The 21,309-nt window shown below is 65.9% G+C and carries 12 protein-coding genes, 3 rRNA genes and 1 riboswitch; of the genes, 9 read left to right on the top strand and 6 right to left on the bottom strand.

Annotated features, from left to right (window positions below):
• Positions 1 to 75 precede the first annotated feature (75 nt).
• A complete protein-coding gene (locus tag FHR32_RS11665) occupies positions 76 to 1,899 on the bottom strand; it encodes an acyl-CoA dehydrogenase (protein ID WP_184754331.1) in 1,824 nt (607 codons plus the stop codon).
• Between the two features lie 439 nt (positions 1,900 to 2,338).
• Positions 2,339 to 2,405, top strand: a riboswitch (guanidine-III (ykkC-III) riboswitch).
• A 17-nt stretch (positions 2,406 to 2,422) separates the two neighbouring features.
• On the opposite strand from FHR32_RS11665, the gene FHR32_RS11660 reads away from it, so the two are divergent.
• The 3 genes from FHR32_RS11660 (at position 2,423) to FHR32_RS11650 (ending at position 3,690) form a co-directional block, all read left to right on the top strand.
• The gene (locus FHR32_RS11660) at positions 2,423 to 2,746 is read left to right on the top strand and encodes a DMT family transporter (RefSeq protein WP_184754330.1); all 324 of its coding nucleotides are present in this window, start codon (positions 2,423 to 2,425) and stop codon (positions 2,744 to 2,746) included.
• Positions 2,747 to 2,811: 65 nt separating this feature from the next.
• Entirely contained in the window at positions 2,812 to 3,198 is a 387-nt protein-coding gene (locus FHR32_RS11655; RefSeq protein WP_184754329.1) for a VOC family protein, read from the top strand.
• Between the two features lie 24 nt (positions 3,199 to 3,222).
• The gene (locus tag FHR32_RS11650) at positions 3,223 to 3,690 is read left to right on the top strand and encodes an SRPBCC family protein (RefSeq protein WP_184754328.1); all 468 of its coding nucleotides are present in this window, start codon (positions 3,223 to 3,225) and stop codon (positions 3,688 to 3,690) included.
• A gap of 49 nt (positions 3,691 to 3,739) precedes the next feature.
• On the opposite strand, the gene FHR32_RS11645 is transcribed toward FHR32_RS11650, so the two are convergent.
• Entirely contained in the window at positions 3,740 to 4,207 is a 468-nt protein-coding gene (locus tag FHR32_RS11645; protein WP_184754327.1) for a hypothetical protein, read from the bottom strand.
• Between the two features lie 92 nt (positions 4,208 to 4,299).
• Here FHR32_RS11645 and FHR32_RS11640 point away from each other — a divergent pair, with 92 nt between their 5' ends.
• Positions 4,300 to 4,749, top strand: coding sequence for a GNAT family N-acetyltransferase (locus tag FHR32_RS11640; RefSeq protein WP_184754326.1), 450 nt, complete (start codon positions 4,300 to 4,302; stop codon positions 4,747 to 4,749).
• Positions 4,750 to 4,925: 176 nt separating this feature from the next.
• Positions 4,926 to 5,693: a hypothetical protein gene (locus FHR32_RS11635; RefSeq protein ID WP_184754325.1), complete on the top strand. Its 768-nt coding sequence runs from the start codon at positions 4,926 to 4,928 to the stop codon at positions 5,691 to 5,693.
• A 27-nt stretch (positions 5,694 to 5,720) separates the two neighbouring features.
• Here FHR32_RS11635 and FHR32_RS11630 read toward each other — a convergent pair whose 3' ends face one another.
• Both FHR32_RS11630 and FHR32_RS11625 read right to left on the bottom strand, forming a co-directional pair.
• Positions 5,721 to 7,736, bottom strand: a complete 2,016-nt coding sequence (locus FHR32_RS11630) for a molybdopterin-containing oxidoreductase family protein (RefSeq protein WP_184754324.1) — start codon at positions 7,734 to 7,736, stop codon at positions 5,721 to 5,723.
• Positions 7,737 to 7,809: 73 nt separating this feature from the next.
• Positions 7,810 to 9,360, bottom strand: coding sequence for a M28 family metallopeptidase (locus FHR32_RS11625; RefSeq protein ID WP_184754323.1), 1,551 nt, complete (start codon positions 9,358 to 9,360; stop codon positions 7,810 to 7,812).
• A 561-nt stretch (positions 9,361 to 9,921) separates the two neighbouring features.
• Here FHR32_RS11625 and FHR32_RS11620 point away from each other — a divergent pair.
• Positions 9,922 to 12,348 carry a lysylphosphatidylglycerol synthase transmembrane domain-containing protein gene (locus FHR32_RS11620; RefSeq protein WP_312882267.1) on the top strand — a complete coding sequence of 809 codons (2,427 nt, stop codon included), beginning with the start codon at positions 9,922 to 9,924 and terminating at the stop codon, positions 12,346 to 12,348.
• An 18-nt stretch (positions 12,349 to 12,366) separates the two neighbouring features.
• Here FHR32_RS11620 and mgrA read toward each other — a convergent pair whose 3' ends face one another.
• Complete coding sequence (gene mgrA / locus FHR32_RS11615) at positions 12,367 to 13,395, bottom strand: L-glyceraldehyde 3-phosphate reductase (RefSeq protein ID WP_184754322.1); 1,029 nt, start codon at positions 13,393 to 13,395, stop codon at positions 12,367 to 12,369.
• Entirely contained in the window at positions 13,396 to 15,471 is a 2,076-nt protein-coding gene (locus tag FHR32_RS46645; RefSeq protein ID WP_184754321.1) for a S9 family peptidase, read from the bottom strand.
• A 565-nt stretch (positions 15,472 to 16,036) separates the two neighbouring features.
• Between FHR32_RS46645 and FHR32_RS11605 the strand changes: the two genes are divergently transcribed.
• The 3 genes from FHR32_RS11605 to rrf all read left to right on the top strand — a co-directional run bounded on the left by FHR32_RS11605 (position 16,037) and on the right by rrf (position 21,258).
• A 16S ribosomal RNA gene (locus FHR32_RS11605) occupies positions 16,037 to 17,558 on the top strand.
• Positions 17,559 to 17,936: 378 nt separating this feature from the next.
• Positions 17,937 to 21,066, top strand: a 23S ribosomal RNA gene (locus FHR32_RS11600).
• 75 nt (positions 21,067 to 21,141) lie between these two features.
• Positions 21,142 to 21,258 (top strand): 5S ribosomal RNA (gene rrf / locus FHR32_RS11595).
• The 16S, 23S and 5S rRNA genes sit together here, the layout of an rRNA operon.
• Positions 21,259 to 21,309: the final 51 nt, after the last annotated feature.

Here is a 21,309-nt window from a genome sequence, read left to right as displayed (position 1 = left end):
ACGGGTGAGGGGCGATCCTTCGGGAGAAGGATCGCCCCTCAGTGTCGGCTGCCGAGGGAGCAGGCGGCTTCAGACTTAGAAGGACTCCTCCGGGAGCTCCATCAGGTCCTGGTTGGTGGCGTCCAGCACGCGACGCTCGGCGGTGAGGCGGGGCAGGATGGTCTGGGCGAAGAACGAGGCCGCCGCGACCTTGCCGGTGTAGAAGGCCTTGTCCTTGTCGGAGGAGCCCAGCGCGGCCAGCGCCACCTCGGCCTGGCGCAGGAGCAGCCAGCCGATGACCACGTCGCCCAGGGCGAGCAGGAACCGGGTGGTGTTGAGGCCGACCTTGTAGACCTCCTCCGGGGCCTCCAGCGAGCCGATGGCCCAGCCCGCCAGGGTGTCGGCCATGGCCTTGACCTCGTCGGCGGCCTCGTCGAGGAGCTTGCGCTCCTCCTTGAGGCGGCCGTTGCCCGCCTCGGAGGCGGCGAAGGCCTTGATGTCTCCGTACAGCGAGCCCAGGGCGGTGCCCTGGTTGCGCAGGACCTTGCGGAAGAACAGGTCCATGCCCTGGATCGCCGTCGTGCCCTCGTACAGAGAGTCGATCTTGGCGTCCCGGATGTACTGCTCGATCGGGTAGTCCTGCAGGTAGCCGGAGCCGCCCAGGGTCTGCAGCGAGCGGGCCAGCAACTCGTAGGAGCGCTCGGAGCCGACGCCCTTGACCAGGGGGAGCAGCAGGTCGTTCATCGCCTCGGCGTGCTCGTCCCGGCGGCCCTCGAAGCCGGCGATCTGCACCGCGTCCTGGTAGGTGGCGGTGAGCAGGACCAGTGCCCGCATGCCCTCGGCGTACGACTTCTGGAGCATGAGCTCGCGGCGCACGTCCGGGTGGCGGGTGATGGCCACGCGCGGGGCCGACTTGTCGGCCATCTGGGTGAGGTCGGCGCCCTGCTTGCGGGACTTGGCGTACTCCAGGGCGTTGAGGTAGCCGGTGGAGAGCGTGGCGATCGCCTTGGTGCCCACCATCATCCGGGCGTGCTCGATGATCATGAACATCTGCTTGATGCCCTCGTGCACGTCACCGATCAGCGTGCCCACGGCCGGGTGCTTCTCGCCGAAGGTGAGCTCGCAGGTCGTGGAGACCTTCAGGCCCATCTTCTTCTCGACGTTGGTGACGTAGACGCCGTTGCGCTCGCCGAGCTCGCCGGTCGAGAGGTCGGCGTGATACTTCGAGACCAGGAACATCGACAGGCCCTTGGTGCCCACGCCGTGTCCCTCGGGACGGGCCAGGACCAGATGGAAGATGTTTTCGGCCATGTCGTGCTCGGCGCTGGTGATGAAGCGCTTGACGCCCTCGATGTGCCAGGTGCCGTCGGGCTGCTGGACGGCCTTCGCGCGGCCGGCGCCCACGTCGGAGCCGGCGTCGGGCTCGGTGAGGACCATGGTGGCGCCCCACTGGTTCTCGATGGCCAGCTCGGCGTAGCGCCTCTGGTCCTCGGTGCCGATCACGTGCATCACGTGGGCGAAGGCCGGGCCGCTGGCGTACATCCAGATCGCCGGGTTCGAGCCGAGGACCATCTCGGCCAGTGACCAGTTCACGCTGTTGGGCAGGCCGGGGCCGTTCAGCTCGGCGGGCAGGCCGAGGTTGGTCCAGCCGGCGTCACGGTAGGCGGCGAAGGACTTCTTGAAGCCCTCCGGCATCGTCACCGTCCCGGTGGCGGGGTCGAAGACCGGGGGCGTGCGGTCACCCTCTTCGAAGGAGTCGGCCAGCACGCCCGTCGCCAGGCGGTTGACCTCGCCGAGGATGGTCCGCACGGTCTCCTCGTCGAGGTCGGCGTAGGGTCCTGTGCCCAGGATCTCCCGGCGCCCGAACACCTCGAAGAGATTGAACTCCAGGTCACGGATGTTGCTCTTGTAGTGGCCCATGGGGTCTGCTCCTTGAAACCGGGGGAACCGGGACTCGTTACATACTGGCCAGTAACCTTACCGACAATGCTACCCGCCAGTAACCCCAAAAAAACCGCCCTGATAGGACGTTTGTCACATCGCACCAGTAGGACACCCCGCGCCGCCTTCTCCGCTCGTCTCTCCGTCCTCACGCTGGTCGGCCGGTTCCGAGGCGCATGCCGGCCTCCTGCTCCGTACGGCCGGCGTGACGTCGCGGTCCGGTGGTCACCCGGCGCGACAGGGCGACACGGAGGGGCCGTCCGGAGCGCGGGGCTGAAGCGGGAGGTCTCGCCGTTCCAGGCTCGGTCTCATGGGCGAGCGGTGGCGCGCGGACCTCGCGCTGTGGGGGATCCCCGGCGAGATCGCGGCGCGGGCCCCGGCCGACCCCTGGGGGCACTTCCACTGCTACGCTCTGCCACTAGAGCTCCCATGAGGGCGGCTCCCGGACGAGATGCGCCGTACCCGGTCTGAAAAGACGACGCTCCTTATGGAAGGAGCCGTCATGGCCTGGGTCGTCATCATCGTCGCCGGTCTGTTCGAGGTCGCCATGGCCTACGCGCTCAAGATGAGCCACGGGTTCTCCGTGCCACTGCCGAGCGTCGCGTTCGCCGTCTCGGCCGTCCTCAGCTTCGGCCTCCTCGCCATGGGCCTCAAGAGCCTTGAGGTCGGTACGGCCTACGCCGTCTGGACGGGCATCGGCGCCGTCGGCACCGCGTCTCTGGGCATGCTGTTCCTCGGCGACGACGTGTCGTTTCTCAAGATCGTCTCGATCGCCCTCATTCTCGCCGGAGTCGTCGGCCTCAACCTCGCCGGTGGCGGCCACTGAGCATCCCTGACGGCGGAGGAAGAACCATCTTGACGCCTTAGGTGGTGTCGCGGTTGGGTAGAGGCATGATCGACGTTCACTTCGTGACCATTGACTGCGCCCAGCCGTACGAGCTGGCGGCTTTCTGGAGCAACGCCACCGGCTGGGAGATCCACCCGGACGACAAGCCGGAGGACGACGAGATTCTCCTCCAGGGCAAGCTGGATCTGCTGTTCATCCGGGTTCCGGAGGGCAAGACGGTCAAGAACCGCATTCATCTGGACGTCACCGGTACGGACGGCACCACCCGCGACCAGGAGGTCGAACGCCTGCTCGGGCTCGGCGCCACGGTCCACGACGACCGGCGGGACTCCGAAGGCGTCGGCTGGGTGACCATGCTCGACCCGGAGGGCAACGAGTTCTGCGTCTGCCGTGCCGAGTACGAGAGGACCCGGCAGCTCTTGCCGGAGTGATGTTATGTCGGGGATGCTGCCGTCATGAGCCCCCCGAGCGCGTCTGTGAGCATCCACGTCTCGGCGCCGCCCGCAGTGGTCTACGCGCTGGTCACCGACATCACCGACATGAGTGCCTGGAACGTCGAGTGCCTGAGTGCCGAATGGGTCGGACGGATCCGGGAGGCGCGGCCCGGTGCCCGGTTCCGGGGGCACAACAGCCGCGGGCGGCGGCACTGGTCCACGGTCTGCACGGTGACCGCCGCCGACCCCGGCAGGGTCTTCGCCTACCACGTCCGCGCCGCCGGTCTGCTGGACGTGGCCCTGTGGCGCTTCGGCATCACCCCCACCAGGACGGGCTGTCACGTGGAGCAGGGCACCTGGGACACCCGTGGCCCCTTCATGCGGGTCGTCGGCGGGCTGGTCACCGGTGTCCGGGACAGGGCCGCCCACAACGAGGCCAACATGCGGCGGACTCTGGAAGGCATCAAGCGGGTGGTGGAGCGGGCCTGAGAGGACATGCCGTCCCCGCCGGCCCTCTCGGGCGCCGGCGGAGATCCGGTCAGTGGCCGTGGGGCAGGGATGACTGGCCGCGTCCCCTGAGGGTCAGGGCCAGGACGGCGGTGATCAGATAGACCGCGACACCGCCCTGCAGCGCGTCCAGCGCGGCGCCGAACACGCCCTCGTCGTCGACGACGAGCTGGACGGGATACATGAGCGCGGCGGCGCCGAGCGCCGGGTAGAGGGAGAACCGCCAGGGGCGGCGCAGGGCCCAGAGGCGGGCCTGCCGGGTCACCCGGTCCCCGCGATCGGGCCTGCTGACCGAGCCGACCGCCGCGATCAGCGCGAACAGGCCGATGCCGAGAGACAGGGCCCAGGTCAGGTCGGCGTTCCCCGGCAGGAGCACGCCCATGCCGAAACTGGCGGCCGCGACCGCGCCACCGGTCACCGCGGCGGCCCTCCACGGCGCTCCCCGCAGGGCCGCACCGGCGAGGGACATCTCGTCACGTCGAGTCAGTTCGTCGTTCATGACACCAACACTGCCCTTCCGGACCCCCTGACCGCATCGGGGAGCAACCCTGACCCATCCCTGAGCCACGGCCCCTCGATAGGTTGGCCGTCATGACAGTGACCTTCCGTATCGCCCGGGCCGAGGACGTTCCGCTGCTCGTGGCCATGATCGCCGACGATGTCGTCTCCGCCGCCCGCACCGGCGACTTCGGCGACGAGCACCGCGCCGCCTTCGAGGCCATCGACACCGATCCCAACAACGAGCTGATCGTGGCGGAGCTGGACGGTGAGGTCGTGGGCACCATGCAGCTCACCTACATTCCGGGCATCTCCCGCCGTGGAGCGCTCCGGATGCAGATCGAGGCGGTCCGGATCGCCGCGGCCCTGCGCGGCAGGGGACTGGGCCGCCAGATGATGGAGTGGGCGGTCGAGCGCGGCCGGGCCCGCGGGTGCGCCCTGGTCCAGCTCACCACCGACAAGTCACGCAAGGACGCCCATCGTTTCTACGACTCCCTCGGCTTCGTCGCGTCCCACGAGGGATACAAGCTCTCGCTGAGCTGATCGGTCCGCCTGCCCGCCCGCCGGTCGCCGAAGGGCCCGCCGGTCGCCGAAGAGCCCGCCGGAAACGGGATCTCACCACGGTTTGATCTCCGATACGGCATCCTCAACATGTCAATCCGGACAGAGTCGTTGGGGGAGCAATGGGTAAACACGCGCTTGGTCTAGGGGCTCTGGCCGTGCTTCTGACAGCCTGCGGGGGTACGGCCGGCAGCCAGGCCCAAGGCGCCACGGCCTCCCCGCCCGTCCCCGCGCCCACGTCGAGCACTGCCGCCGCGAGCCCGCCGAGCACCACCCCCACCCCCGTCGCGACCCCCGAGTCCAGCCCCACCGGGGTGAACATCGACGGCTGCGTCACCGAGAAGAACGGGACGATCTTCAAGTACAAGCGCGGCGGTACCACCACCCAGGGCGTGATCATGGGCAAGGGGCCCGTCGGGGTGGTCGTCTCCTACGAGCGCCGGGGCAGCGTGTGCGGCTGGCTCCCGCTGGCCGACCGGATGGTCGACGCGGGATACCGGGTCCTGCTGTTCGACCGGAACAACGAGGCGGAGCCCGAAGGGGACATCGTCGCGATGGCCACGCGGCTGCGCGCGGCGGGCGTCAAAAAGGTGTTCCTGGTCGGCGGGTCGGTGGGCGGGCAGGCCTCCGTGCTCGCGGCCGGCAAGCTGACGTCCCCACCGGCCGGGGTCATCAGCATCTCCGGGGTGACCCAGCCCGGTGAGGTCGCCACGCTCAAGGCGCCCTTCCTCCAGGTGGACGGGGACCAGGACGACATCGCCCCGGTCGACCTGGCGCAGGCCGTCTACGACGCGGCCACGGAGTCGGCCGACCGCCAGCTGGTCATCCTCCCCGGCCGGGAGCACGCCAGCGGGCTCTTCACGGGCGACCAGGCGCCGAAGCTGTTCCGCGCCGTCCTGACCTTCCTCGACAAGCACAAGGGCTGAGCTCACCGGCGGACGCGAGGACCGGGCTCAGCCGGGAGCGCACGCGCTGAGCTCGACCAGGTTGTCGTGGTAGACGGCGCCCCGGCCCATGTCGGCGTCGCGCTCCTCCACCACGGCGTTCACCGTCGCCCCACCCGAGCTCAGCTTCCGCCAGTGCCCCTTGGTGGAGGCCACCACACCCGGCTGCACCCTGTCGCTGACCTCCACCACGGCCTCGAACCCGCCGCCCGCGTTGAACACCCGGACCCGCTGCCCGTCGCCCAGCTCCCGCTGTGCGGCGTCCACCGGGTTGACCAGGATCCGGGGCCCCTTCGAGCGCCGCAGCAGCTCGGGGTTGTTGCCGAAGATGGTGTTGAGGAAGGTGTGGGCGGCCGGGGTGATCAGTGCCAGGGGGTAGGGCCCGCGTTCGGCGGAGGCCGTGTGCGAGGGGACGTAGGCGGGTCCGGAGCCGAACTCCAGTCTCCCCGAGGGCGTCGGGAAACCGTCGGCGAAGGGCACGAACGGCTGCGGCACGTTGAGCCGGACCCAGCCCTCCTTGCGCAGCCGGTCCACCGTTATGCCCTCCAACGACGGATGCCCCGAGGCGAGCAGCTGCTCGGCCAACTCCAGGTCGGAGTCGTACAGTGACGGCTCGGTCAGGCCCATGTGCCGGGCCAGGCGCCGGAAGGTCTCCATGGTGGACAGGCACTCGCCCGGCGGCTCGACGGCCGGCTCGTTCCACATCAGATACATGTGCCCGTAGCCCGCGTGCAGGTCGGTGTGCTCGATCTGCATGGTCGCGGGCAGCACGATGTCGGCGTAGTCCACGGTGTCGGTCGGGAACTGCTCCATGACGACCGTGAACAGGTCCTCGCGCAGCAGCTTCTCGCGGATGCGGTTCTGGTCGGAGGTGGAGCCCATCGGGTTGGCCGCGTACACCCACAGGCACTTCACCGACGCGTCCAGCCCCTCGGCCAGCCGGGTCATCGTGAGCTGCCGGACCGGCTCGGCGAGCAGGTCCTCACGGGTGTCGATGTTCAGGTGGATGTAGGCGCTGGTGGAGTAGGCGACCCCGCCACCGGGGTGGCGCCAGTCGCCGGTCACCCCGGGGATGGCGGCGATCGTGCGCATCGCGGTGCCGCCGCCCGCGTGCCGCTGGATGCCCATCGTGGCCCGGATGCCGGTGGGCCGGGTGTGCGCCAGCCGTACTCCCAGGGCGCGGATGTCGGCCTCGGGCAGACCGGTGATCTCTGCCACGCGCTCCGGCGGATATCGCAGGATCTCCTCCCGGAAACCCTCCCAGCCGCTCGTGTGGTTCTCCAGGTAGTCGCGGTCCTCCATCCCCTCGGAGAGGACCACGTTCATCAGCCCGAGTGCCAGGGCCGCGTCGGTGCCGGGCCGGATCGGCAGGTGCTCGTCGGCCTGCTCGGCGGTCCGGGTGCGGATCGGGTCGATCGCCACCACGTGCGCCCCGGCCGCGCGGGCGTCCTGGATGAACTTCCACAGGTGATGTCCGCTGGTCAGCGTGTTGGTGCCCCACAGCAGGATCAGCTTCGAGAGGGCGAACGTCTCGGGGTCCATCCCGCCGGCCGTGCCGTTGGTCCGCGACAGCCCGACGTTGCCGGCCGTCGAGCAGATGTTCAGGAAGTGCTTGGAGGCTCCGAGCACGTTCCAGAACCGTCGTCCCGCCACCCCCTCGGATCCCTGGATGTAGCCGAGCGTGCCGGTGCCGATGTACGGCCAGATCGCCTCGCCGCCATGTTCGTCGATGATCCCGCGCAGCCGTACGGAGATCTCCTCCAGGGCCTCCTCCCAGCTGATCCGCTCGAACCGGCCGGACCCCTTGGGGCCGACCCGGCGCATCGGATGGAGGATGCGGTCGGGCGCCTGGGTGTGCTCAAGGTAGCGGTTGACCTTCACACAGAGCGCGCCGCGGGTGTAGGGATGATCGGGGTTGCCGCGCATCCTGACGGCCTTGCCGTCCCGGACGGTCACCACCCACGAGCACGTGTCCGGGCAGTCCAGCGGACACGCACCCAGAACCTGCAGTTCACCCAGAGACATGCCCCCGACTTTATCCGCGTGGCAGAAAAAGGGGCACGGCCGCCTCAGCCGTGCCCCTCCGCTGGCGCGTCTGCTACATGGGGGCGCCTCCGTGGTCGTGCCCGAGGCCGCCGCCACCGGTCCCCGGCTGGGTGGAGGCCGGGGCGCCGCCGCCGGGCAGGGTGCCGCTGTAGGCGTAGACGAACGCCGCCGTCGCGATCGCGCCGGTGTTGATCGCCAGGGCCTTGTCGTTGACGTTGGCGATGGTGTCGCACGCCTGGTGGTAGCACTTGTCGTAGGCGACCCCGGCCTCGCCGCCGAACCTGGCGGCCTCCTCTGCGGTCTTGACGCCCTCGGCGCCGGTGAACAGGCCGCCCGCGGGGATGCCGACCGCGATGAAGGGGCCGTAGTCCGAGCGGCCGGTGAAGTCGGTGCCGGTGTACGGCTGGCGGATCGCCCTGTAGTACGACTCGAAAAGCTTCTCGATCTTGTCCGAGCCCGCGGGACCCGCCGGAGCGCCGGTCGCGTCGGAGTTGTCCCCGTCGTAGATCCCGAGGACGTAGTTCGGCGAGGCGATCATGTCGAAGTTCAGGTACATCTTGATCTTCGCCTTCTCCTCCGGGGAGAGGCTCGCCACGTAGTGTTCGGAGCCGAGCAGACCCAGCTCCTCGGCGCCCCAGAAGGCGAACCGGAGCTTGTTCCTGGTCGGCAGGACGCTCGCCTTCAGCGCCGTCTCCAGGATTCCCGCGCTACCGGAGCCGTTGTCGTTGATGCCCGGCCCCTTGGTGACACTGTCCAGATGAGATCCGAGCATGACGACCTTGCCCGGATCTCCCCAGCGGCTCTCGGCCAGGACGTTACGCGTCTTGCGGTGAGGGTCGCCCTCGGTGTCGGCGGTGAGCGTCACCGTGGTTCCGGCCGCGGCGAGCTCGTTGCCGACGGCGAAGGTGGTGCCGACGACGGGGATGTTCGTGGTGGGCACGTTGAGCGTGCCGCTCAGCAGGGTCCGGCGGTCGTTGGTGCCCTCGCCCGGCTGGCCCTCGTTGAAGATGATCACGCCGGAGGCGCCGGCCGCCTGGGCGAGCTCGGCCTTGACCTGGAAGTTGCAGGTGCCGCGCTGGAGCAGTGCGATGTTGCCCGCGGTGAACCCGGCGAAGTCGCTCGCCTCGCAGCCGGAGGTGGAGCCGTTGGGCGCCGGGCTCGGCGGCAGGACCAGGTCCACCCCCTGCACGGGGGCCGTGACGTTCCCCGAACCGGAGTAGGTCATGACCGCGAAGTCCGTGTCGCGCACGTAGGGCTTGCCTCCGGGCGAGACCCGGTTGAGCACGCTGGGGGCGAGCTCGCGGAAGAACGGGAACTCGAACTCCTGCAGGGTGACCTTGTATCCCGCGGCCCGCAGCTTGCCGGCCACGTAGGCGACCGAGGCCTCATGGCCCGGGGTGCCCGAGGCGCGGGTGCCGCCGTTGGCGTCGGCGATCTGCTGGAGCTTCTCCAGGTGCCGTCTGACCGCCGGAGCCTTGACCGACGCGCTGAATGCCGCGGGATCCGGGTCGGCGGAGGCCGGAGTGGCGGAGATCACTGGCAGAGCCATGGTTGAAGCGGCGATGATCACTGCCACCAGACCCTTGTGAGCGCGTGCGCGCATGCAAACTCCTTTAGCACTGGCACGAGTGGAGAGGAAATCCCCTTGATCGTGATAAGCCGGAAGGTAGTAGGAGTAATCACGATCTTTAAAGACCCGCTCGACATTTGTTATCGAGCGGAGTCGAATCAGCGTTCGGGGCGTTCCCTGGCCCTACTTGACGGTCGTGGTTTCGTGACGTAGGCAGGCGCCGCCTCGCGTCCGGAGAGGCACTGAGGGGCGCTGAGGGGCGCGGGCCTGCACATGCTCGCCTGCGCCGCCCGGGAGAGCATCTCGCCGTGTACAGAGGATTTCATACCATCTCCGGAAAACCTCATAACCTTGCCGGAGTGTCTGGACCATACCCTCAGAGCAGGCGGGCAGCCGCGGTGACTATGGTCGAGTGCGGTCACGGCGTCGTGCCGGATCGCCTGGCGCCGCTCTTTTCCCGGCCTCGGGCGTCAGGATGGGGTCATACCGTCAGCACTGTCGGAGGGTGGCGAGATACGCATGCCTCCGATTGTGGACACTGGAAGAGAAGATCGGTGACGCACCTGTAATGCGGAACATGCAGAATCGCTAGCGGTGACGAAAATTAAGGAAAGCGGCAAAGTGGCGGCCTTCGACGACGCAACACCGTCGACGGGCGACGGTTCCGTCGTGCTCGTCGTCGAACCCCTGCTCCCGCAGCGGATCCGGCGCCCCTCCGACCTGCTGCGCTTCCTGGCCGTCCTGCTCGGGCTGGCGGCCGTGGTGCTGCTCGCGCTCGTCGCGCAGAAGACTCTCAACGGCCTCGAAGGCGACGTCATCGACGGCACGAACCGGGTGCCGTTCCTGCTCAGCGGCCTGGTCGGCGTGCTGAGCGGTGCGGCCATGCTGGGCCTTCCCGCCGCCTACGCGATCGAGAGGGTGCTCCACCGCGACGGCCTCCGGGTGGCCGAGGGCCTGTTCGCGGCGATCGCCGGAATGGTGCTGTCCTTCGCGCTCGGAGAGTGGATCCTCAACGCCGGTCCCGAAGACCTCCGTCTCCTGCTGACCGGAGGCCGCAGAGGGGTCGAACCCCTCAACACGCTGCTCACCTCGATCATCGCCTACGTCACGGCCGTCCGGATCTCCCGCAGGCCCACCTGGCGGGCGGCCCTGTGGTGCGCGGTCGCGCTCAACGCCATCGCCCTGTTCGCCGCCACGGCCGCCACCATCCTCGGCATCGTCGTCTCCATCCTGGTGGGCCTGGCCGTCGGCTACGCCACGCTGTACGGCGTGGGCAGTCCCAACACCCGCCCGCCGGGCAGCGCGATCGTCGCGGCGGTCGCCAAGCTGGGCTTCGTCCCGGTGCGGGCCCGCAGACTCGACGACGACCACCAGAGCAGCCGGCGATACGCCATCGGGCTCAAGGACGGCAGCCGTCTCGACGTCACCGTCCTCGACCGCGACCGCCAGGTCGCCGGGCTGCTCTACCGCCTCTGGCGGCGGATCCGGCTCAACACCGAGACCCGGCGCCGGGCCATCCGCTCCCTCCGCGCCGAGCTGGAACGCGAAGCCCTGATGGCGTACGCCGCGCAGGCAGCCGGGGCCAGCACCCCCCGGCTCGTCGGCACCAGCGAGATCGGCACCGACGCCGCGCTGCTCGCCTACGAGCACACCGACACCCGCGCGCTCGACGACATCCCCGACACCGAGATCGACGACGACCTGCTGGCCCAGATCTGGGAGCAGGTGCTGCTCCTCCAGGTCCAGCGGCTCGCGCACCGGCGCCTGACCGGCGACAGCATCCACGTCGACCACGAGGGCCGCGTCATCCTCACGGACGCCCGCAGCGGTGAGATCGCCGCCGGCGACCTCCTGCTCCGCCTCGACATCGCCCAGCTGCTCACCTACCTCAGCCTGCGCGTCGGCGCCGAGCGCGCGGTCCGCGCAGCCGCGTCCGTCGCCGGGCCGGACACGCTGGCAGGCGCGCTCCCGCTGCTCCAGCGGATCGCGCTCACCCGCGAGACCAGGGCCGCGCTCAGCAAGGACAAGGAGATCCTGACCGAGATCCGTGAGCGGATCGTCGAGCTCAAGCCCAAGGCCGAGGCCGAGGAGGTCCGCCTGGAGCGCTTCCGCCCGCGGATCCTCATCACCATCATCGCCAGCGCCTTCGCCGCGTACTTCCTGGTCTACTACATCACCCAGATCAACCTGAACATGATCAGCTCGGCCAAGTGGGGCTGGACCGTCGTGGCGCTGGTGGCCGCGATGATGAGCTACGTCGCCGCCGCGCTGATGCTGCGGGGGTTCGTGCCGGAGAAGCTTCCGCTGGGCCGTACCGTCCTCGTCCAGTTCGCCGGGTCGTTCGTGAAGCTGGTCGCCCCGGCCGCGGTCAGCGGCGTCGCCATCAACACCCGCTACCTGCAGAAACGTGGCATTCCCCCGGGGCAGGCGGTGGCCAGCGTGGGCGCCTCCCAGCTGATCGGCCTGAGCTTCCACATCACGTTGCTCCTGCTGTTCGCCTACATCACCGGCTCCAGCGCGGCCTCGTCCTTCACCCCGTCGCGCACGCTGGTGTTCGTCCTGCTGGCCGTGGCCGTGCTGGCGTTGGTCATCGTGAGCGTCCCCCGCCTGCGCCGGATGGTCACCGCGCGCATCCGGTCACTGTTCTCCGGCGTCATCCCGCGCCTGCTGGACGTGCTCCAGTCGCCCCGCAAGATCCTCGAAGGCTTCTCCGGCACCCTGCTGCTGACCATCTTCTTCGTGGCCTCCCTCGACGCCAGCATCCGCGCCTTCGGCGGCTCCCTCGGCTTCGCCGCCGTCGCCATCGTCTTCCTGGCGGGCAACGCCATCGGCTCGGCCGCCCCCACCCCCGGCGGTCTCGGCGCGGTGGAGGCCGCCCTCATCGGCGGCCTCACCATCTCCGGCCTCCCCGGCGAGATCGCCACCTCCGCCGTGCTGCTGTTCCGGCTGCTCACCTTCTGGCTGCCGGTCCTGCCCGGCTGGGCCTCGTTCACCTACCTGCAGCGCAACCAGGCACTGTGAACGAGGCCCCGGCAGGGGTCAGGCCTCGCTGGAACGGGCCCAGATGTTGATGCCGGCCTCGACCGCGTCCTTGTCGATCGTCTCCAGCTCCTCATCGGTGAAGGACAGGTTCCGCACCGCCCCGAGGCTGTCCTCCAGCTGCCGGACACTGCTCGCGCCGATCAGCACCGAGGTGACCCGCCTGTCGCGCAGCGCCCACGACAGCGCCATCTGCGCCAGCGACTGACCGCGTCCTTCCGCGATCCCGTTGAGCGTGCGGATGTGCCGCATGTTCTCCTCGGTGAGCATCTCCGGAGTGAGGAAGCGCCCCTGCGAGGCCCGCGACCCCTCGGGGACACCGTTGAGGTAGCGGTCGGTCAGCATCCCCTGCGCCAGCGGAGAGAACGCGATGCAACCCGCGCCCTCCTCCTCCAGCACGTCGAGCAGGCCGCCCTCGATCCACCGGTTCAGCATCGAGTAGGAGGGCTGGTGGATCAGGAGCGGCGTGCCCATCTCACGCAGGATCCGGGCCGCCTCCGCGGTGTGCTCCGGCGAGTAGGAGGAGATGCCCGCGTAGAGGGCCTTACCCGACCGGACCGCGTGGTCCAGCGCGCCCATCGTCTCCTCCAGCGGCGTGTCCGGGTCGAACCGGTGGCTGTAGAAGATGTCGACGTAGTCCAGCCCCATCCGCTTCAGCGACTGGTCCAGGCTGGACAGCAGGTATTTGCGCGACCCCCACTCACCGTACGGCCCGGGCCACATGTCGTAACCGGCCTTGGTGGAGATCACCAGCTCGTCGCGGTACCGCGCGAAGTCGTCCCGGAAGTGCCGGCCGAAGTTGGTCTCCGCCGAGCCGTACGGCGGGCCGTAGTTGTTGGCCAGGTCGAAGTGGGTCACCCCCAGGTCGAAGGCCCTCCGCAGGATGGCCCGCTGGGTGTCGAAGGACCGGTCGTCGCCGAAGTTGTGCCAGAGCCCCAGCGAGACCGCCGGAAGCCGCAGCCCGCTCCTGCCGACCCGGTTGTACGGCTGATGCCCGTCGTATCGGTCGTCCGCTGCGATGTATGCCATTCAGGCCACCTTGGCTGTGTCGAGAATCCAGGAGAGGGCGAGGGCTTCCTCGCGCCAGGAGTCATAACGGCCGCTCCGGCCACCGTGCCCGGCGCCCATCTCCGTCTTGAGAAGGAACGGCCCGCCGTCCGCGGTGTCGCGGAGCTTCGCGATCCACTTGGCGGGCTCGTGGTAGAAGACGCGGGTGTCATTCAGGCTGGTGATGGCGAGGATCGGCGGATAGACCCGCTGGTCGACGTTCTCGTAGGGCGAGTAGGACTTCATGTACGCGTACACGTCCGGATCGTGCAGCGGGTCGCCCCACTCGTCCCACTCGATGACGGTCAGCGGCAGTGACGGGTCGAGGATCGTGTTCAGCGCGTCCACGAACGGCACCTCGGCGACCACTCCCGCGAAGGTCTCCGGCGCCAGGTTGGCGACCGCGCCCATCAGCAGGCCACCGGCCGAACCGCCCCGGGCGATGACGGTGCTCGACCAGCCTTCCGCCCTGAGGTGCTCGGCGGCGGAGACGAAGTCGGTGAAGGTGTTCTTCTTCTTCTGGAACTTGCCGTCCTCATACCAGCGGCGACCCATCTCACCGCCTCCCCGGATGTGCGCGACGGCGAAGACGAACCCCCTGTCCAGCAGGCTGAGCCGGGCCACCGAGAACGACGGGTCGATCGAGATCTCGTAGCTGCCGTAGCCGTACAGCACGGTGGGCGCGGGCCGCTCGGTGCCCTTCTTACGCACGATCGAGATGGGGACACGGGTGCCGTCGGAGGCGGTGGCCCACTCGCGGAACTGCTCGTAGTCGGCCGGGTCGTAACCGCCGAGCACGACCTTCTGCTTCAGCAGGATCAGTTCGCGCGTCCGCAGGTCGTAGTCATAGACCGAGGGCGGAGTGACCATGCTGGTGTAGCCGAGGCGGAGCCGTCCGGTGGTGAACTCCGGGTTTCCCGACGGCGTGGCGTCGTAGATCGGCTCCGGGAAGGAGATCTCGTACGGCTCCACCCCCTCGGCGCCCTCCCGGTCCCCGGGAAGGACGCGGATGCCGGTGAGGCCGTCTCGGCGGAAGTGCACGACGGTGTGGCCCGCGAAGGCCTCCACGTCCAGCAGCCGGGTGTCCTCGCGGTGCTCGATCAGCGGAGTCCAGTCGCCGGGGGCGTCGAGCGGCGCGGTGGCCAGCTCGAAGTTCTCCGCGTTCCGGTTGTGCAGGATGAGGAAGTGGTCGCCGGCGTGGTCGATGCCGTATTCGACGCCGGTCTCGCGCGGGCGTACGACGCGGAACTCACCCGTCGGGTCGTCCGCCTCAAGGATGCGGACCTCGCTGGTGATCTTGCTTCCGATCGAGAGCACGAGGTAGCGCTCGCTGCGGCTGAGCCCGATGCCGATCCAGAACCGCTCGTCGCCCTCTTCGTGGACGATGACGTCGTCGGCGGACGCGGCGCCGATCGTGTGCCGGTGGACCTGGTTGGGCCGCCATGCCTCGTCGACGGTCGTGTAGAAGAACGTCGTGCCGTCGGCCGACCAGGCTCCGCCGTAGAAGATGCCGGGGATCTCGTCGGGGAGCATCTCACCGGTGGTGAGGTCCTTCACCTTCAGGGTGAACCGCTCGTCGCCGGTGAAGTTGACGGAGTAGGCCAGCAGGGTCCCGTCGGGACTGACCGCGCTGGTGCCGATGGAGAAGAAGTCGCTCTCCCCGGCCAGTTCGTTCCCGTCGAGCAGGATCTGCTCGCCCGGGAGCGACTCGCCCGCCTTCAGCTCCGGAGGCGTCTCTCCGTCGGCCGCCACCCGGCACTGGATGCCGTACTGCTTCCCCTCCTCGGTCCGGGAGTAGTACCACCAGCCGTTCTTGCGGGTGGGGACCGACAGGTCCGTCTCCAGGGTCCGGCCCTTGATCTCCTGGAAGATCGTTTCCTGCAGGGGCTTGAGATGGGCGGTCGCCTGCTGTGTGTAGGCGTTCTCCGCCTCCAGGTAGGCGATCGTCTCGGGATCGTCCTTGACCGTCAGCCACGCGTAGTCATCGACCACGGTGTCCCCGTGGTGCACGCGCTCGCTGGGAACCTTCTTCGCCGTAGGCGGCGTCTGGCTGCTCACCCGGTCGAGTCTATGTTTCCCCTCGTGCCCGGCCTGGGTCGCGTCGGAGCTCTTGGCGGTTCCGTTCCGAGCGGTCTTCGGGGACTGCTAATCTTTTGATGTCGGCAGGGTCCGGCGCAATCCACTCCAATCACTCCGGTGACTTCGGTGTGGGCTGCTCCGTGTCCGTCGACAATCCCTTCAAATAAACGGTTTCAAAGATCGGTTCGCAGAGCCGCTCAGAGGCTGGTAAGTTTGAGGGGTTGCCCCGGAAACGGGGCGGCCGGAATTCCGGTAAGGCAAGCGAGATCAAGTCAAGCGGTTCGAAACGGACTGGTTTGACACGAAAACGCGGGCCTGAAAGAATAAAGGCACAACGGAACGAACGAAACGCCCCGGACGCTTGGCCTTCTGGCCAGGAAGACGGAGAACGCGTCCGTTTCTTGAGAACTCAACAGTGTGTTAAAAGCCAGTGCATGAAGCACAACCCCGTCCGACCCGCCTGTGGTGGGAGGACGGATTCCTTTGGTTGATACATCCGCATGTTGATGCGGGTGCTTTCAGCCGGGAGAAACTTCTCAAACATTGTTTGGAGAGTTTGATCCTGGCTCAGGACGAACGCTGGCGGCGTGCTTAACACATGCAAGTCGAGCGGAAAGGCCCTTCGGGGTACTCGAGCGGCGAACGGGTGAGTAACACGTGAGTAACCTGCCCCTGACTCTGGGATAAGCCCGGGAAACTGGGTCTAATACCGGATACGACCACTTCTCGCATGGGATGGTGGTGGAAAGTTTTTTCGGTTGGGGATGGACTCGCGGCCTATCAGCTTGTTGGTGGGGTAACGGCCTACCAAGGCGACGACGGGTAGCCGGCCTGAGAGGGCGACCGGCCACACTGGGACTGAGACACGGCCCAGACTCCTACGGGAGGCAGCAGTGGGGAATATTGCGCAATGGGCGAAAGCCTGACGCAGCGACGCCGCGTGGGGGATGACGGCCTTCGGGTTGTAAACCTCTTTCAGCAGGGACGAAGTTGACGTGTACCTGCAGAAGAAGCGCCGGCTAACTACGTGCCAGCAGCCGCGGTAATACGTAGGGCGCAAGCGTTGTCCGGAATTATTGGGCGTAAAGAGCTCGTAGGTGGCTTGTCACGTCGGGTGTGAAAGCTTGGGGCTTAACTCCAGGTCTGCATTCGATACGGGCTGGCTAGAGGTAGGTAGGGGAGAACGGAATTCCTGGTGTAGCGGTGAAATGCGCAGATATCAGGAGGAACACCGGTGGCGAAGGCGGTTCTCTGGGCCTTACCTGACGCTGAGGAGCGAAAGCGTGGGGAGCGAACAGGATTAGATACCCTGGTAGTCCACGCTGTAAACGTTGGGCGCTAGGTGTGGGGACCTTCCACGGTTTCCGCGCCGTAGCTAACGCATTAAGCGCCCCGCCTGGGGAGTACGGCCGCAAGGCTAAAACTCAAAGGAATTGACGGGGGCCCGCACAAGCGGCGGAGCATGTTGCTTAATTCGACGCAACGCGAAGAACCTTACCAAGGCTTGACATCGCCCGGAAACACTCAGAGATGGGTGCCTCTTCGGATCGGGTGACAGGTGGTGCATGGCTGTCGTCAGCTCGTGTCGTGAGATGTTGGGTTAAGTCCCGCAACGAGCGCAACCCTTGTTCAATGTTGCCAGCACGCTCTTCGGGGTGGTGGGGACTCATTGGAGACTGCCGGGGTCAACTCGGAGGAAGGTGGGGATGACGTCAAGTCATCATGCCCCTTATGTCTTGGGCTGCAAACATGCTACAATGGCCGGTACAGAGGGTTGCGATACCGTGAGGTGGAGCGAATCCCAAAAAGCCGGTCTCAGTTCGGATTGGGGTCTGCAACTCGACCCCATGAAGTCGGAGTCGCTAGTAATCGCAGATCAGCAACGCTGCGGTGAATACGTTCCCGGGCCTTGTACACACCGCCCGTCACGTCACGAAAGTCGGCAACACCCGAAGCCCGTGGCCCAACCAGCTTGCTGGGGGGAGCGGTCGAAGGTGGGGCTGGCGATTGGGACGAAGTCGTAACAAGGTAGCCGTACCGGAAGGTGCGGCTGGATCACCTCCTTTCTAAGGAGCATCGGCTGCAGGCCACGTGGTGGTCTGTGGTTCATGCCGTGTCCGTGGGCGAACGTTCCACGCTCGGCGCGCTCATTAGTGGAGCACTGGCTAGTCAGCCGGACCGGGTCGCCGGGCCGCTAGTACCGCCCTCTTCGTGGAGGGAGTGGGAACGGGGTGTCGGGGGTTCGGGCTGGTTGAACACACTGTTGGGTCCTGAGGAAACGGACATTGAGGCGGGCCCGCTGTGGCGGGTTTGCTGTCTGTTTGACCTCGTGCGGGGCCGGCCTCCTGCCAGACCAGCTCATCGGGTGATGGGTGTTGGTGGTGGGGTGGGTTTGGTTGCTGTCTGTTGTTTGAGATTTGCATAGTGGACGCGAGCATCTTTGTGGCCAAGTTTTTTAGGGCACACGGTGGATGCCTTGGCATCAGGAGCCGATGAAGGACGTGGGAGGCTGCGTTAAGCCCCGGGGAGTCGCCAACCTGACTTTGATCCGGGGATGTCCGAATGGGGAAACCTAGCACCAGTCATGTGGTGTTGCCTCCGCCTGAATGTATAGGGCGGTTGGTGGTAACGCGGGGAAGTGAAACATCTCAGTACCCGTAGGAAGAGAAAACAATTTAGTGATTCCGTGAGTAGTGGTGAGCGAAAGCGGATCAGGCTAAACCGTATGCGTGTGATAGCCGGCAGGCGTTGCGTGTGCGGGGTTGTGGGACCCTCTGGGAGGAGCTGCCGTTTCTCCAGACAGTGAGAAATCGATGGGATAGTCGAAGCTTCTGGGAAGTTGCGCCGTAGACCGTGAGAGCCGGGTAGGCGAAATCTTGTCGACTGTTTGAGGGGATCCCAAGTAGCACGGGGCCCGAGAAATCCTGTGTGAATCTGCCAGGACCACCTGGTAAGCCTAAATACTCCCTGATGACCGATAGTGAACAAGTACCGTGAGGGAAAGGTGAAAAGCGCCCCGGTGAGGGGTCGTGAAATAGTACCTGAAACCGTGTGCCTACAAGCCGTAGGAGCGTAGACGTTTTCGGACGTCTGTGATGTGACTGCGTGCCTTTTGAAGAATGAGCCTGCGAGTTATGGTGTGTGGCGAGGTTAACCCGTGTGGGGTAGCCGTAGCGAAAGCGAGTCTGAATAGGGCGTTTGAGTCGCATGCTGTAGACCCGAAGCGGAGTGATCTAGGCATGGGCAGGTTGAAGCGCGGGTAAGACCGCGTGGAGGACCGAACCCACCAGGGTTGAAAACCTGGGGGATGACCTGTGTTTAGGGGTGAAAGGCCAATCAAACTCCGTGATAGCTGGTTCTCCCCGAAATGCATTTAGGTGCAGCGTTGCGTGTTTCTTGCCGGAGGTAGAGCACTGGATGGCTAATGGGCCCGACAAGGTTACTGACGTCAGCCAAACTCCGAATGCCGGTAAGTGAGAGCGCAGCAGTGAGACTGCGGGGGATAAGCTCCGTAGTCGAGAGGGAAACAGCCCAGACCACCGACTAAGGCCCCTAAGCGTGTGCTAAGTGGGAAAGGATGTGGAGTCGCAGTGACAACCAGGAGGTTGGCTTAGAAGCAGCCATCCTTGAAAGAGTGCGTAATAGCTCACTGGTCAAGTGATTCCGCGCCGACAATGTAGCGGGGCTCAAGTACACCGCCGAAGTCGTGGCATTCACATGTTAGCTTGGCAGCTTGTCTGTCTAGGTGTGTGGATGGGTAGGGGAGCGTCGTGCAGCCGGCGAAGCAGCAGAGTGATCTAGTTGTGGAGGCTGTGCGAGTGAGAATGCAGGCATGAGTAGCGAATCAGAAGTGAGAAACTTCTGCGCCGGATGACCAAGGGTTCCTGGGCCAGGCTAATCCGCCCAGGGTAAGTCGGGACCTAAGGCGAGGCCGACAGGCGTAGTCGATGGACAACGGGTTGATATTCCCGTACCCGCTGCGATGCGCCAATACTGAATCCAGTGATACTAGGGGTCCTTAAGTCCCTGACGCCCTTCGGGGTGTGGGTGAGGCTGAACGCCTGGCCTGATCTGGTAGTAGGTAAGCGATGGGGTGACGCAGGAAGGTAGCCCAGCCCAGGCGATGGTAGTCCTGGGGTAAGCATGTAGGGAGAGAGGTAGGTAAATCCGCCTCTTGTGTATCCTGAGATGTGATGCCGAGCCGATTGTGGCGAAGTGGGTGATCCTATGCTGCCGAGAAAAGCCTCTAGTGAGTGTCGTGGCGGCCCGTACCCGAAACCGACTCAGGTGGTCAGGTAGAGAATACCAAGGCGATCGGGTGAACTGTGGTTAAGGAACTCGGCAAATTGCCCCCGTAACTTCGGGAGAAGGGGGGCCTTCGCTGGTGATGAGTCTTGCACTCGGAGCTGGTGGGGGTCGCAGAGGCCAGGGGGAAGCGACTGTTTACTAAAAACACAGGTCCGTGCGAAGTCGTAAGACGATGTATACGGACTGACGCCTGCCCGGTGCTGGAACGTTAAGGGGACCGGTTAGCTGTCTTTCGGGGTGGCGAAGCTGAGAACTTAAGCGCCAGTAAACGGCGGTGGTAACTATAACCATCCTAAGGTAGCGAAATTCCTTGTCGGGTAAGTTCCGACCTGCACGAATGGCGTAACGACTTCCCCGCTGTCTCAACCGCAGACCCGGCGAAATTGCACTACGAGTAAAGATGCTCGTTACGCGCAGCAGGACGGAAAGACCCCGGGACCTTCACTATAGCTTGACATTGGCGTTTGGAACGTCTTGTGTAGGATAGGTGGGAGACGGTGAAGCCGCTACGCTAGTGGTGGTGGAGTCATTGGTGAAATACCACTCTGGTCGTTTTGAACGTCTAACTTCGGTCCGTGATCCGGATCAGGGACAGTGTCTGGTGGGTAGTTTAACTGGGGCGGTTGCCTCCTAAAGAGTAACGGAGGCGCCCAAAGGTTCCCTCAGCCTGGTTGGCAATCAGGTGTCGAGTGTAAGTGCACAAGGGAGCTTGACTGTGAGACCGACGGGTCGAGCAGGAGCGAAAGCTGGGACTAGTGATCCGGCGGTGGCTTGTGGAAGCGCCGTCGCTCAACGGCTAAAAGGTACCCCGGGGATAACAGGCTGATCTTCCCCAAGAGTCCATATCGACGGGATGGTTTGGCACCTCGATGTCGGCTCGTCGCATCCTGGGGCTGGAGTAGGTCCCAAGGGTTGGGCTGTTCGCCCATTAAAGCGGTACGCGAGCTGGGTTTAGAACGTCGCGAGACAGTTCGGTCCCTATCCGCTGCGCGCGCAGGAGACTTGAAAGGAGCTGTCCCTAGTACGAGAGGACCGGGACGGACGAACCTCTGGTGTGCCAGTTGTTCCGCCAGGAGCACGGCTGGTTGGCTACGTTCGGAAGGGATAACCGCTGAAAGCATCTAAGCGGGAAGCTCGCCTTGAGATGAGGTCTCCCACCATGAGAGTGGGTAAGGCTCCCAATAGACGATTGGGTTGATAGGCCGGAGGTGGAAGCATGGTAACGTGTGGAGCTGACCGGTACTAATAGGCCGAGGACTTGACCATAAAGCTTTTTGCTCGCGTCCACTGTGTGATTCTGAAACAGCAGGCACCGTTGTGTGTTTGATAGTTTCATAGTGTTACGGCGGTTATGGCGAAGGGGAAACACCCGGTTACATTCCGAACCCGGAAGTTAAGCTCTTCAGCGCCGATGGTACTGCACCGGGGACGGTGTGGGAGAGTAGGTCGCCGCCGGGCAATCTTTTGGGAAAGGCCATCCTTCGGGGTGGCCTTTTCTGTTTCCCTGGC

The organism is Streptosporangium album (assembly GCF_014203795.1).
Lineage (GTDB): Bacteria > Actinomycetota > Actinomycetes > Streptosporangiales > Streptosporangiaceae > Streptosporangium > Streptosporangium album.
This window is presented reverse-complemented; position numbering and strand designations above follow the sequence as displayed.